The sequence below is a fragment of the Erwinia sp. Leaf53 genome (genome assembly GCF_001422605.1).
Lineage (GTDB): Bacteria > Pseudomonadota > Gammaproteobacteria > Enterobacterales > Enterobacteriaceae > Erwinia.
Map to the genome: position 1 here is coordinate 399858 of NZ_LMLK01000023.1, position 13860 is coordinate 413717.

Below are 13860 nucleotides of genomic sequence, written 5' to 3' on the forward strand. Positions count from 1 at the left end.
ACGGAAGCATGTTCACTATGGCTACAATTCATGTAGACGGTAAAGAATATGATGTGGATGGCGGAGACAACCTGCTACAGGCGTGTCTCTCCCTCGGCCTCGATATTCCCTATTTTTGCTGGCACCCGGCGCTCGGTAGCGTTGGCGCCTGCCGCCAGTGCGCGGTAAAACAGTACGCTAACGCCGAAGATACCCGCGGTCGTCTGGTGATGTCCTGTATGACGCCAGCGTCTGACGGCACCTTTATTTCAATCGACGATGGTGAAGCGAAAGAGTTTCGCGAAAGCGTGGTCGAGTGGCTGATGACCAACCACCCGCACGACTGTCCGGTGTGTGAAGAGGGCGGCAACTGTCACCTGCAGGATATGACGGTGATGACCGGCCACAGCTTCCGCCGTTACCGCTTCACCAAGCGTACCCACCGCAATCAGGATCTCGGTCCGTTTATCTCTCACGAGATGAACCGCTGCATCGCCTGTTACCGCTGCGTGCGCTACTACAAAGATTACGCCGACGGCACCGACCTCGGCGTGTACGGCGCGCACGATAACGTCTACTTTGGCCGCCCGGAAGATGGCGTGCTGGAGAGCGAGTTCTCCGGCAACCTGGTAGAAATCTGCCCGACCGGCGTGTTCACCGACAAAACCCACTCCGAGCGTTATAACCGTAAGTGGGACATGCAGTACGCGCCAAGCATCTGCCAGCAGTGCAGCATCGGCTGTAACACCAGCCCGGGCGAGCGCTATGGCGAGCTGCGCCGCATTGAAAACCGCTACAACGGCACCGTTAACAGCTATTTCCTCTGTGACCGGGGCCGTTTCGGTTACGGTTACGTAAACCTGAAAGATCGTCCGCGCCAGCCGCTGCAGCGTCGTGGCAACGACTGGATCGCCCTCAACGCCGAGCAGGCGATGCAGGGGGCCGCCGATGTGCTGCGCCAGGCGAAGAAGGTAATCGGTATCGGTTCCCCGCGCGCCAGCGTTGAGAGCAACTTTGCGCTGCGCGACCTGGTCGGCGCTGAGAACTTCTCTACCGGCATCCCGGCGGGCGAGCAGGCGCGTCTGGAGCTGATGCTGAGCATCCTGCGCGACGGTGGTATTCACACGCCATCGCTGCACGATATTGAAAGCTACGATGCGGTACTGGTGCTGGGTGAAGATCTGACCCAGACCGGCGCGCGCATTGCGCTGGCCGTTCGTCAGGCGGTGAAGGGGAAATCCCGTGATATGGCCGCGGCGCAGAAAGTCGCCGACTGGCAGATTGCGGCGATCCTTAACATCGGACAGAACGCCAAACACCCGCTGTTTATTACTAACGTTGACGAAACCCGCATGGATGACATCGCCGCGTGGAGCTATCGCGCCCCGGTAGAAGACCAGGCGCGCCTCGGCTTCGCTATCGCCCATGAGCTGGACGCCAGCGCACCGGCGGTGAGCGATCTTGATAAGTCTCTCGCTGGTAAAATCGACGTCGTGGTGCAGGCGCTGGCCGGTGCCCGTAAACCGCTGATCATCTCCGGCACCAACGCCGGCAGTGAAGCGGTGATTCAGGCGGCGGCCAACGTGGCGAAAGCGCTGAAAGGGCGCGGTGCCGACGTCGGTATCACCCTGCTGCCAACGGCAACAAACAGCATCGGTGTCGGTCTGATCGGCGGTCAGACGCTTGACGCAGCGCTGAGCCAGCTGGCCAGCGGTGAAGCCGATGCGGCTATCGTGCTGGAAAACGACCTTTATCGCCACCTGCCGAAAGCGCAGGTTGACGCGGCGCTGAGCAACACCGCCAACGTGATCGTTATCGACCATCAGCGCACCAAAACCACCGAACAGGCCGGCCTGATCCTCTCTACGGCCAGTTTTGCCGAGAGCGATGGCACGGTGATTAACCAGGAAGGCCGCGCACAGCGCTTCTTCCAGGTGTATGACCCGGCTTACTACGACGAAAAAGTACAGATGCTGGAGAGCTGGCGCTGGCTGCATTCCCTGCAGAGCACCATCAACAGCCGCGAAGTGGACTGGAGCCAGCTGGATCACGTGATTGACGCCTGTGTGGCGGCACTGCCGCAGCTGGCTGCGATCAAAGACGCCGCGCCGGATGCCAGTTTCCGTATTCGTGGTCAGAAGCTGTCGCGTTCACCGCACCGCTCCAGCGGCCGAACCGCGATGCGCGCCAACATCAGCGTGCATGAACCGCGTCAGCCGCAGGATAAAGACACCATGTTTGCCTTCTCAATGGAAGGGAACAACCAGCCGGGCGCCGCGCGCTCGCAGATCCCGTTTGCCTGGGCACCAGGCTGGAACTCACCGCAGGCATGGAATAAATTCCAGGCGGAAGTGGGTGGTAAACTGCGTAACGGCGATCCAGGCGTGCGTCTGTTCGAAGCGGCCGAAGGCCAGCTGGCATGGTTCGATAACGTACCGGCATCCTTTACCGGTAGTGAGAACAGCTGGCGCGTCGCCCCTTACTTCCAGCTGTTTGGCAGTGAGGAGATGACCCAGCGTGCACCGGTTATCCAGCAGCGTATGGCCGCGCCTTGCGTGGTGGTCAACCCGCAGGACGCCGCGAAGCTGGGCGTTAATGCCGGTGCGGTGCTGCAGTTTACCTGTCAGGGTGAGCAGCTGCGTCTGCCGGTACGCTTCTCCAGCCAGCTGCAGGCAGGGCAGGTGGGTCTGCCGCTCGGTCTGCCGGGCATCCCGCCGTTCCTGTCGGGCGCTGAAATTGACAATCTGCAGGAGGCAGTCCAATGAACTGGCTGACACCGGAAGTGATTGATGTGCTGATCGCCGTGGGTAAAGCGCTGGTGATCCTGTTCGTGGTGGTCGGCTGCGGTGCCTTTATGAGCTTCGGCGAACGTCGCCTGCTCGGCCTGTTCCAGAACCGCTACGGACCTAACCGTGTCGGCTGGGGCGGTTCGCTGCAGCTGGTGGCCGACATGATCAAAATGTTCTTTAAAGAGGACTGGATCCCGCCGTTTACCGACCGGGTGATCTTTACCCTGGCACCGATGATCGCCTTTACCTCGCTGCTGCTGGCGATGGCGATCGTGCCGGTTACCTCCACCTGGATGGGCGCAGACCTGAACATCGGCCTGCTGTTCTTCCTGATGATGGCAGGCCTGGCGGTGTACGCCGTGCTGTTCGCCGGCTGGTCGAGTAATAACAAATACTCGCTGCTGGGTGCGATGCGTGCCTCCGCGCAGACCCTGAGCTACGAAGTGTTCCTCGGCCTGTCGTTGATGGGCGTGGTGGCGCAGGCCGGCTCGTTCAACATGGTTGAGATCGTTAACAGCCAGACTCACCTGTGGAACGTGATCCCGCAGTTCCTCGGCTTTATGACCTTCTGTATCGCCGGCGTTGCGGTGTGTCACCGCCACCCGTTTGACCAGCCAGAAGCAGAGCAGGAACTGGCCGATGGTTACCACATTGAATATGCCGGTATGAAGTTCGGCCTGTTCTTCGTCGGTGAATACGTCGGTATCGTCACCGTCTCCGCGCTGATTGTGACGCTGTTCTTCGGCGGCTGGCACGGTCCGTGGCTGCCACCGATCTTCTGGTTCGCTATTAAAACGGCCTTCTTCATGATGATGTTTATTCTGATTCGTGCTGCTCTGCCGCGTCCGCGCTATGACCAGGTAATGTCGTTCGGCTGGAAAGTTTGTCTGCCGTTGACGCTGTTGAACCTGCTGGCTACCGCCGCAGTGATTCTGTACACGGCGCAGTAAGGGGTTAAGAACATGACATTAAAAGAACTTGCCGTTGGTTTCGGCACCACGTTACGCAGTATCTGGCTGATTGGCCTGAACGCCTTCGCGAAACGTGAAACCATGATGTACCCGGAAGAGCCGGTTTATCTGCCGCCGCGTTACCGTGGCCGTATCGTGCTGACGCGCGATCCGGACGGCCAGGAGCGCTGCGTGGCCTGTAACCTGTGTGCGGTTGCCTGCCCGGTGGGCTGTATCTCGCTGCAGAAGGCCGAAATGGCCGATGGCCGCTGGTATCCGGAGTTCTTCCGCATCAACTTCTCGCGCTGCATCTTCTGTGGCCTGTGTGAAGAAGCCTGCCCGACCACGGCGATTCAGCTGACCCCGGACTTCGAAATGGGTGAGTTTAAACGCCAGGATCTGGTCTATGAAAAAGAGAACCTGCTGATCTCCGGCCCGGGCAAATACCCGGAATACAACTTCTACCGGATGGCGGGTATGGCGATCGACGGTAAAGATAAAGGCTCCGCTGAAAACGAAGCTCCACCCATCGACGTCAAAGGCTTGTTACCTTAAGGAGCCAGGCATGGAATTTGCGTTTTATCTGTGTGGTCTGGTGGCGGTGGTCGCGACGTTGCGCGTGATCACCCACACCAACCCGGTACATGCGTTGCTGTACCTGATCGTCTCACTGCTGGCGGTCTCCGGCGTGTTTTTCTCACTCGGTGCCTATTTCGCCGGTGCGCTGGAGATTATCGTTTATGCCGGTGCCATTATGGTGCTGTTCGTCTTCGTGGTGATGATGCTGAACCTCGGCGGTGCCGAAGTGCAGCAGGAGCGTGACTGGCTGAAGCCGGGCATGTGGGCAGGCCCGGGCCTGCTGTCGCTGGTGCTGCTGACGGTGATTGTCTATGCCATCCGCACGGTGAATGACCAGGGCATCGAAGGCACGATGATCGACGCGAAACAGGTCGGTATCAGCCTGTTCGGACCTTACGTGCTGGCGGTCGAGCTGGCGTCAATGCTGCTGCTGGCCGGTCTGGTGGTGGCGTATCACATCGGACGTGAACAGCGTGCGGGCGAGGTGCTCAGCAACCGCCCGGCTGACGCGGCTAAAAATCGTAAAGAGGAGCAGCTATGATCCCTCTGCAGCACGGCCTGATTCTGGCGGCGATCCTGTTTGTCCTCGGCCTGACCGGGGTAATGATCCGCCGCAACCTGCTGTTTATGTTGATTAGCCTCGAAATCATGATTAACGCTGCGGCACTGGCGTTCGTGGTGGCGGGGAGTTACTGGGGCCAGGCAGACGGCCAGGTGATGTTTATCCTGGCGATCAGCCTGGCTGCAGCGGAGGCCAGCATTGGCCTGGCGCTGCTGCTGCAGCTTCATCGCCGCAGCCAGAACCTCAACATTGATAAAGTGAGCGAGATGCGCGGATGAACCTTCTCTATTTAACAGTCCTGTTTCCGCTGATCGGCTTCCTGCTGCTGGCGTTCTCCCGTGGCCGCTGGTCCGAGAACCTGTCAGCAACCGTCGGTATGGGCTCGGTGGGCCTGGCGGCGCTGGTCACCCTGTATGCCGGCGTGGATTTCTTCAACAACGGTCAGCAGGTGTTTAACCAGGCGCTGTGGACCTGGATGCAGGTCGGCAACTTTAAGATTGACGTTAACCTGACGCTGGACGGCCTGTCGCTGACCATGCTGTCGGTGGTCACCGGCGTCGGCTTCTTTATCCATATGTTTGCCTCCTGGTATATGCGTGGGGAAGAGGGTTACTCGCGCTTCTTCGCCTATACCAACCTGTTTATCGCCAGCATGGTGGTTCTGGTGCTGGCCGATAACCTGATGCTGATGTATCTCGGCTGGGAAGGCGTGGGCCTCTGCTCCTACCTGCTGATCGGCTTCTACTACACCAACCCGAACAACGGTGCGGCGGCGATGAAAGCCTTCGTCATCACCCGCGTCGGTGACGTGTTCCTCGCGTTTGCGCTGTTCATCCTCTGGAACGAACTGGGCACGCTGAACTTCCGTGAGGTGGTAGAACTGGCACCGGCGCACTTCGCCGCTGACAACCACATGCTGCAGTGGGCTACCCTGATGCTGCTGGGCGGCGCGGTCGGTAAATCCGCTCAGCTGCCGCTGCAGACCTGGCTGGCCGATGCGATGGCGGGTCCGACCCCGGTTTCTGCCCTGATCCACGCGGCGACCATGGTCACCGCCGGCGTTTACCTGATTGCCCGTACCCACGGCCTGTTCCTGTTAACGCCGGACGTTCTGCACCTGGTTGGCATTATTGGTGCGGTAACGCTGCTGCTGGCCGGTTTTGCCGCGCTGGTGCAGACCGACATCAAACGCGTGCTGGCCTACTCGACCATGAGCCAGATTGGCTACATGTTCCTGGCGCTGGGCGTGCAGGCGTGGGACGCGGCTATCTTCCATCTGATGACGCACGCGTTCTTTAAAGCGCTGCTGTTCCTCTCGTCCGGTTCGGTGATACTTGCCTGTCACCACGAGCAGAACATCTTCAAGATGGGCGGCCTGCGTAAGAGCATTCCGTTGGTCTACACCTGCTTCCTGGTGGGCGGCGCGGCGCTGTCGGCACTGCCGCTGATCACTGCCGGCTTCTTCAGTAAGGATGAGATCCTTGCCGGTGCGCTGGCTAACGGTCATCTCAACCTGATGGTCGCCGGCCTGGCCGGGGCCTTTATGACGTCGCTCTACACCTTCCGCATGATCTTCATCACCTTCCACGGTGAAGAGAAGATCCACGCGCACGCGGGCAAGGGGATTACCCATCACCTGCCGCTGCTGGTGCTGCTGGTGCTCTCAACCTTTATCGGTGCGCTGATTGTGCCACCGCTGCGCGGCGTACTGCCGGAAACCACCGAGCTGGCGCACGGCAGCGTGCTGTGGCTCGAGATCGGTTCCGGCGTGGTGGCGATTGTCGGTATTCTGCTGGCCGCGGCGCTGTGGCTGGGCAAACGCTCGCTGGTGACCTCCATCGCCAACAGCGCGCCGGGTCGTTTCTTCTCCACCTGGTGGTTTGCTGCCTGGGGCTTCGACTGGCTGTACGACAAAGTCTTCGTTAAGCCTTACCTGCTTATTGCCCGGCTGCTCTCACGCGACCCGCTGAACTCGCTGATGAACATCCCGGCAGGGCTGGCCAGCCTGAGTAACAAAGGGCTGCTGGTGAGTGAGAACGGATATCTGCGCTGGTATCTGGCCGCGATGAGCATCGGTGCCGTGGTGGTGCTGGGCCTGTTGATGGTGCTGTAAAGGTTAGTGAGTGGGGGGGCTTTCCCCCCCGAAAAGATGGCTTAAAAACAAACTGAAAGTTGGGCGTCATCGGCCCGTTCAGATTCATTAAAGGGAACAGATCGCCATGTTATTACCTTGGCTCATTATACTACCCTTCGTCGGTGGCCTGCTGGCCTGGCAGTTCGAACGTTTCGGACCGAAAGCACCGCGCTGGATAGCACTGATCGCGATGGGACTGACGCTGGTCCTGTCACTGCAGCTGTGGCTGCAGGGCGGTTACTCACTGACCCAGGCGACCGGGCTGCCGCAGTGGCAATCCGAATTCTCCGTGCCGTGGATCCCGCGTTTCGGCATTAACTTCCACCTGGCGCTGGACGGCCTGTCGCTGCTGATGGTCGTGCTGACCGGCCTGCTGGGCGTGATGGCGATCTTCTGTTCGTGGAACGAGATTGAGAAGTGGCACGGTTTCTTCCACCTCAACCTGCTGTGGATCCTCGGCGGCGTGATCGGTGTGTTCCTCGCCATCGACATGTTCCTGTTCTTCTTCTTCTGGGAGATGATGCTGGTGCCGATGTACTTCCTGATCGCGCTGTGGGGCCACAAGGCTTCCGACGGCAAGACGCGAATTACCGCCGCCACCAAGTTCTTTATCTACACCCAGGCCAGTGGCCTGATCATGCTGATCGCCATTCTGGCGCTGGTGTTTGTGCACTACAGCGCTACCAATGTCTGGACGTTCAACTACGAGCTGCTGCTGAAGACGCCAATGTCGCACGGCGTGGAATACCTGCTGATGCTCGGCTTCTTTATCGCCTTCGCGGTAAAAATGCCGGTGGTGCCGCTGCACGGCTGGCTGCCGGACGCGCACAGCCAGGCACCGACCGCCGGTTCCGTTGACCTGGCCGGGATCCTGCTGAAAACCGCCGCCTACGGCCTGCTGCGCTTTGCACTGCCGCTGTTCCCGAACGCGTCGGCCGAGTTCGCACCGATTGCCATGTGGCTCGGTATCATTGGCATCTTCTACGGTGCGTGGATGGCGTTCTCTCAGTACGATATCAAACGTCTGATCGCCTACACCTCGATCTCGCATATGGGCTTCGTGCTAATTGCTATCTACACCGGCAGCCAGCTGGCCTTCCAGGGTGCAGTGGTGCAGATGATCGCCCACGGCCTGTCGGCGGCGGCGCTGTTTATCCTCTGCGGCCAGCTGTATGAGCGCCTGCACACCCGTGATATGCGCCAGATGGGCGGCCTGTGGTCTCGCATCAAATGGCTGCCGGGTCTGTCACTGTTCTTCGCGGTGGCCAACCTCGGCATGCCGGGCACCGGTAACTTTGTCGGTGAGTTTATGATCCTGACCGGCAGCTTCCAGAGCGCACCGGTGATTATCGTTATTGCCACCTTCGGTCTGGTGTTTGCCTCGGTTTACTCACTGATCATGATGCAGCGCGCTTACTACGGTGCGCCTAAGTCAGATACGCCACTGCGCAGCATGTCGCCACGTGAGTTTCTGATGATTATGGTCCTGGTGGTTCTGCTGGTGCTGGTGGGGGTTTACCCGCAGCCGATTCTGGACACCTCCCACGCTGCGATGAGTAATATCCAGCAGTGGTTTACCGCTTCAATTTCAACTACAAGGCCGTAATTCGCCATGACAATAACTCCTCAACACTTGATCGCGCTTCTACCGCTGCTGATCGTCGGATTGACGGTGGTAGTTGTGATGCTGTCCATTGCGTGGCGACGCAACCACTTCGTCAATGCGACGCTGGCGGTGATTGGTCTTAACCTGGCGCTGTTCTCACTGTACTTTGTCGGCCAGGCAGGGCCAATGGACGTCACCCCGCTGCTGCGGGTGGACAGCTACTCGATGCTCTACACCGGGCTGGTGATCCTCGCCAGCCTGGCGACCTGCACCTTCGCCTATCCGTGGCTGAGCACCTACCCGGATAACAAAGAAGAGTTCTACCTGCTGGTGCTGATTGCCGCGCTGGGCGGCGTGGTGCTGGCCAGCGCCAACCACCTGGCGGCGCTGTTTATCGGTATTGAGCTGCTGTCGCTGCCGCTGTTCGGTCTGGTGGGCTACGCCTTCCAGCAGAACCGGTCGCTGGAAGCGGCGATTAAGTACACCATCCTGTCTGCCGCAGCGTCGTCCTTCCTGCTGTTCGGTATGGCGCTGGTGTATGCCAACAGCGGCAACCTGGGCTTCGTCGCGCTCGGTGAGAGCCTTAACGACAGCCTGGTCCAGCAGCCGCTGCTGCTGGCCGGTATTGGCCTGATGATCGTCGGCTTCGGCTTTAAGCTGTCGCTGGTGCCGTTCCACCTGTGGACGCCGGACGTGTATCAGGGTGCTCCGGCACCGGTTACCGCCTTCCTGGCCACCGCCAGCAAAATTGCCATCTTCGGCGTGCTGATGCGTCTGTTTATCAACGCGCCGGCCGTCGACAGCGAAGGCGTGCGCACCGTGCTGGGTATTATTGCCGTTGCCTCCATGCTGTTCGGTAACCTGATGGCGATTTCGCAGCGTAACATCAAGCGCCTGCTCGGCTACTCGTCGATCGCCCACCTCGGCTATCTGCTGGTGGCGCTGATCGCCGTGCAGTCGCAGGGGCTGTCGCTGGAAGCGGTTGGCGTTTATCTGGCCGGCTACCTGTTCAGCAGCCTCGGCGCGTTCGGCGTGGTGACGCTGATGTCCAGCCCGTATCGCGGTGCGGATGCCGATTCACTCTACTCCTACCGTGGCCTGTTCTGGCATCGCCCGATCCTGGCCTCGGTGATGACCGTGATGATGCTGTCGCTGGCCGGTATCCCGATGACTCTCGGCTTTATCGGTAAGTTCTACGTGATCGCCGTCGGCGTGCAGGCGCACCTGTGGTGGCTGACCGGCGCGCTGGTGCTCGGCAGCGCCATCGGCCTGTACTACTATCTGCGCGTTACCGTCAGCCTGTATCTGGCCGGCCCGGAACTGATGCAGCGCGACACCCCGGCGAACTGGGCCACTACCGCGGGCGGTATCGTGGTGCTGATCTCCGCCGTGCTGGTGCTGCTGCTGGGCGTCTACCCGCAGCCGCTGATTTCGCTGGTGCAGCTGGCGACGCCGTGAGATAAAACGTTCGGATATCGATAACAATCGGGCCCCTGTGGCCCGATTTTTTTTGCGAGGAAACGATGGAAATTGAGTGGCAGGATCTGCACCACGGCGAGCTGACCGCCGCCCGGCTTTACCAGCTGCTGGCGCTGCGTAGCCAGGTGTTTGTGGTTGAACAGCGGTGCGTCTATCAGGATATTGATGGGGCCGATCTGCTGGGGGGCAACCGCCATCTGCTCGGGCTGTATCAAGACCGGCTGCTGGCGTACGCCCGCATTCTCGCGCCACAGGCCGCCGGCGAGCCGGTGAAAATCGGTCGGGTGATCGTCAGCAGCGAGGCGCGCGGCCTGAGCCTCGGCAGCCGGTTAATCAAACATGCGATAGCCTGCTGTGAACGCCACTGGCCGCAGCAGCCGCAGTTTCTTTCGGCGCAGGCGCACCTGCAACGCTTTTACAGCAGCGCGGGTTTTGTAGCGACGGGAGAGGTGTACGACGAGGACGGCATTCCGCACATCGATATGCTGCGCGGATAATAAAACAGGCGGCCGCAGCCGCCTGTCGATCGTTTAACCGGCGGTCATAATCCGGTCATCAACGTATTTGCGTTTGTCCGGCGGAGGCGGCGCGTACTGATACAGCCAGGTTTCGCTCAGCGTATCGTCTTTGGTACGCAGGAACAGGCGCATATCCACCGGGGTGGTGGCGTCGCTGTCCGGATACCAGTCAAACAGGATGCGGAAACCGTCAATCGGTTCGACGTAGAGGATCTCCACCTGTTTAAGGGTGCCGGATGAGATATTAATCACCGGCTCAATCCCCTTCGGCGCGGCAGCTTTCAGGTCACCGCCGACGAAGTCCACCGCAAAGCGGCGCGCCCAGACGTTCGGGTAGTGTTCACCCGGTGCCCAGCCTTCCGGGAAGCCGCCCATGCCGGTGCGGGTGGCGTTCACCCTCGCCAGGCCGCTGCGTACCGGCGGCAGGCCGCTCCAGTAAAGCTTGTAGCTGTAGCTGTGCGCGCTGCCGGCCTTGATCGGCTCGGCCGGCTGCCAGAAGCAGACGATGTTATCCAGCGTTTCACCGGTGGTTGGGATCTCCATCAGCGCCACCGCACCTTTGCCCCACTTGTCCGTCGGCTCCACCCACAGGCTCGGGCGCTTGTTGTACCAGCCAATCACGTCCTGGTAATCCTGGAAATCGTGATTCAGCTGCAACATGCCAAAGCCGCGCGGGTTTTCATCCTGATAGGCGTTGAAGGTCAGGCGCTGCGGATTGTTGAGCGGGCGGCAGATCCACTCGCCGCTGCCGGTCCACATCGCCAGGCGATCGGAGTCGTGGATCTGCGGGTGAATGGTGTCGCACATGCGGCGTTCGTTATTGCCACAGCTGAACATGGTGGTCATCGGCGCGATACCCAGTTGCTCGATATCCTTACGCGCGTAGATGTGTTTTTCCACCTCCATCACCACGCGTTTCTCTTCGCAGTGAATGATGAACTTGTAGGCACCGGTGCAGCTGGCACCGTCCAGCAGGGTGTAAACGGTAAAGGTGGTGTCTTCCGCCTTTGGCGTTTCAAACCAGAAGGCGGTGAAGTCCGGGAACTCCTCCTTGCCGTTAGTGAAAGTATTGACGGCCACGCCGCGCGCGGAGAGACCGTACTGAAAGGTTTCATCTACGGCGCGGAAGTAGCTGGCGCCGAGGAACGAGACGATGTCGCGTTTAGCCAGTTCCGGTTTTTTAAAGGCGCGGAAGCCGGCAAAGCCAAGGTCGGTTTTTCCCTCCAGCTGTTTGGTATCCACGTGAGCGTTGTTGTAGTTAAACAGCTCCGGGCGGAAGTGGATTTCTCGGGCCTGCCGGTCGCCATCTACCGAGAACATGCGGATACGGCGCTTAAAGCCCATGCCGACGTGGAAGAACTGAACGTCAAGCTGTCGGTTATCCAGGCCGTTCCACAGCGAGTGGCCGGCGTCGTACTGGATTTCGTTATAGGCCTGCGGGGTCAGGGTCGCCAGCGTGTCCGGCAGCGGGGCCGGTGCGCCGCTCCAGGCATGTTTCGCCTGGTCTGCGGCCAGCTTTTTCAGCACGTCGAAATCAAAACGCACCGCGGTGCCGTCGGCAATATCGCTCTCTGCCCAGGCGGCCTGGGAGAACAGGGTGGATAAGCCGGACATCCCGCTCAGGGTTGCGAATGCCATTGACGCTTTCATAAACATTCTACGATTCATGCCGGAAAATATTTCCTCAGGTGAACGAGTTTGTAGTGACTGTCGTGCATGTAAAATACACATTCGCATAACCGGAAGGCTTCCGGGTACAGGGAGTTACGACAGCTTGCTCAGGGTTTGATTCAGTTCACGCAGAATTTATCAGATAAATCCTGTAACCGCAGTGATTTCATCGGCGAAAAACGGTCTATAGTTAATGTGAATGCGACAATTAATTCGACCACGGAGGATGAAAGATGTCTGTATCAAATGAACCTAATGACAATCGCCTGGATGATGACCTGGCGCTGCTGACCAAAACGCTGGAAGAGGTGCTGAAATCGTCGGGCGATCCGGCCGATCAGAAGTACGTTGAGCTGAAGGCCAAAGCCGAAAAGTCGCTGGATGAAGTAAAAACGCGCATCAGTAACGCGTCGGACAGCTACTACTACCGCGCCCGCCAGGCGGTATCCCGTGCCGACGAGTACGTGCATGACAAACCCTGGCAGGGGATTGGCGTTGGTGCCACCGTTGGGCTGGTCGTTGGCCTGCTGCTGGCACGCCGCTAAGCTGCACAAACTGCGCCCTGCGGGGCGCCGTTATTCTGCCCCCGATCTGTTCCGCTTCCCCCTTCTTAAGCAGTTGCCTGCTGATGACCCACAGACTCCAGACCGCCAAAGCGCTGATAAAATGCCGCGCACGGTTGTGGCAACTCGCCAATTCGACTTTCTGCCAGCTGACTGACCCGCCGCGTAGCCGGTAATGCAAGACGCCGGTAAAGATTGATGCACAGATGGCGTGCCGTATGCCCCGGCCACTGCGGCGGAAGCAGTGCGTCAGGCAGCTGTGGATCGCGCAGCACCACCCGGCGCCAGGCATGGATCAGCAACAGGCACAGCTCAAAAGCCTGTTGTTCACTGACCGGCTGCTGTCGATCGCGCAGCATCAGCATCAGCGGGCGCCACGCGTCAATAAACTGCTGGTAGTGCGCTGCCATCTCATCCAGCGCCCAGTTGTTCGCCACCTGACGCTTCAGACAACCGGCAGAACGTTCACCGGCAGACTGTGCGCGGAACCAGATGGTGTTCTCGCCCCCGGGGAGTTCGCTGAGCAGGGCGGTGACGTCGCGGCGGATGTCTGCCGGGGCGGCCAGCAGCGTTGTACTCAGCTGCCCAAAGCCGAGCCAGCCCAGAGACTGCCGAAGGCGGGCGCGTACGGTTTTTTCCACCCCTTCCAGCAGCAGCAGATCCCACTCGCCGTTCCATAAAGCGGGTTCGCCCTGATAGATCTTGCTTTCCGCGTGGCGGAACTGTTGCAGGCCGTGTTCAGAAAGTCGGTAATAGCTGCGGCGTCCGGCTTTTTCCGCCTCCAGCCAGCCCTCCTTCTGCAGTCGAAAAACGGCGGTGCGCACCCAGCGGTCACTGAAGCCCAGTGGCGCCAGCAGCGCGCTCAGCGAACCCAGCCACACCTCGCCGCCACGCTGACTCAGCGCATCACCGTACAGAGAGATAATTAGCGAAGTACCGCTCAGCGGCTGTACGGCCAGCGAGTGGCGAATAAAACTATCGAGTTTATCAGGCATCAGTGCCCCGTTGCGGACGGAAACAACCTTTACCT

The 13860-nt window shown here is 59.8% G+C and carries 12 protein-coding genes; 10 read left to right on the forward strand and 2 right to left on the reverse strand.

The genetic code is table 11. The annotated features are described in order from the left end of the window. Positions 1 to 17: 17 nt before the first annotated feature. The 9 genes from nuoG to ASF13_RS18120 all read left to right on the forward strand — a co-directional run bounded on the left by nuoG (position 18) and on the right by ASF13_RS18120 (position 10575). Positions 18 to 2744: an NADH-quinone oxidoreductase subunit NuoG gene (gene nuoG, locus ASF13_RS18080; protein WP_056239518.1), complete on the forward strand. Its 2727-nt coding sequence runs from the start codon at positions 18 to 20 to the stop codon at positions 2742 to 2744. Next, the gene (gene nuoH / locus ASF13_RS18085) at positions 2741 to 3718 is read left to right on the forward strand and encodes an NADH-quinone oxidoreductase subunit NuoH (protein WP_056239521.1); all 978 of its coding nucleotides are present in this window, start codon (positions 2741 to 2743) and stop codon (positions 3716 to 3718) included. Before nuoG ends, nuoH begins: the two co-directional genes overlap by 4 nt. Positions 3719 to 3730: 12 nt before the next feature. Further along, a complete protein-coding gene (gene nuoI / locus ASF13_RS18090) occupies positions 3731 to 4273 on the forward strand; it encodes an NADH-quinone oxidoreductase subunit NuoI (protein WP_056239524.1) in 543 nt (180 codons plus the stop codon). A 10-nt stretch (positions 4274 to 4283) separates the two neighbouring features. After that, positions 4284 to 4838, forward strand: a complete 555-nt coding sequence (nuoJ, locus tag ASF13_RS18095; RefSeq protein ID WP_056239527.1) for an NADH-quinone oxidoreductase subunit J — start codon at positions 4284 to 4286, stop codon at positions 4836 to 4838. Beyond that, positions 4835 to 5137: an NADH-quinone oxidoreductase subunit NuoK gene (gene nuoK / locus ASF13_RS18100; RefSeq protein ID WP_056239530.1), complete on the forward strand. Its 303-nt coding sequence runs from the start codon at positions 4835 to 4837 to the stop codon at positions 5135 to 5137. The genes nuoJ and nuoK overlap by 4 nt, the downstream gene beginning before the upstream one ends. Continuing rightward, complete coding sequence (nuoL, locus tag ASF13_RS18105) at positions 5134 to 6972, forward strand: NADH-quinone oxidoreductase subunit L (protein ID WP_056239534.1); 1839 nt, start codon at positions 5134 to 5136, stop codon at positions 6970 to 6972. The genes nuoK and nuoL overlap by 4 nt, the downstream gene beginning before the upstream one ends. A 106-nt stretch (positions 6973 to 7078) precedes the next feature. Continuing rightward, positions 7079 to 8599 (forward strand): NADH-quinone oxidoreductase subunit M, encoded by a 1521-nt coding sequence (nuoM, locus tag ASF13_RS18110; RefSeq protein ID WP_056239539.1) that lies wholly within the window; start codon positions 7079 to 7081, stop codon positions 8597 to 8599. 6 nt (positions 8600 to 8605) lie between these two features. Beyond that, entirely contained in the window at positions 8606 to 10057 is a 1452-nt protein-coding gene (gene nuoN / locus ASF13_RS18115) for an NADH-quinone oxidoreductase subunit NuoN (protein ID WP_056239542.1), read from the forward strand. 65 nt (positions 10058 to 10122) lie between these two features. Continuing rightward, positions 10123 to 10575 (forward strand): GNAT family N-acetyltransferase, encoded by a 453-nt coding sequence (locus ASF13_RS18120; RefSeq protein WP_056239545.1) that lies wholly within the window; start codon positions 10123 to 10125, stop codon positions 10573 to 10575. 33 nt (positions 10576 to 10608) lie between these two features. Here the strand turns inward: ASF13_RS18120 and ASF13_RS18125 are convergent, their stop codons facing one another. Then, positions 10609 to 12264 carry a glucan biosynthesis protein D gene (locus tag ASF13_RS18125; protein WP_056239548.1) on the reverse strand — a complete coding sequence of 552 codons (1656 nt, stop codon included), beginning with the start codon at positions 12262 to 12264 and terminating at the stop codon, positions 10609 to 10611. Between the two features lie 236 nt (positions 12265 to 12500). Between ASF13_RS18125 and elaB the strand changes: the two genes are divergently transcribed. Then, positions 12501 to 12812 (forward strand): stress response protein ElaB, encoded by a 312-nt coding sequence (gene elaB / locus ASF13_RS18130; RefSeq protein WP_056239550.1) that lies wholly within the window; start codon positions 12501 to 12503, stop codon positions 12810 to 12812. Positions 12813 to 12877: 65 nt separating this feature from the next. On the opposite strand, the gene paaX is transcribed toward elaB, so the two are convergent. Further along, positions 12878 to 13825 carry a phenylacetic acid degradation operon negative regulatory protein PaaX gene (gene paaX / locus ASF13_RS18135; protein ID WP_056239552.1) on the reverse strand — a complete coding sequence of 316 codons (948 nt, stop codon included), beginning with the start codon at positions 13823 to 13825 and terminating at the stop codon, positions 12878 to 12880. Positions 13826 to 13860 lie beyond the last annotated feature (35 nt).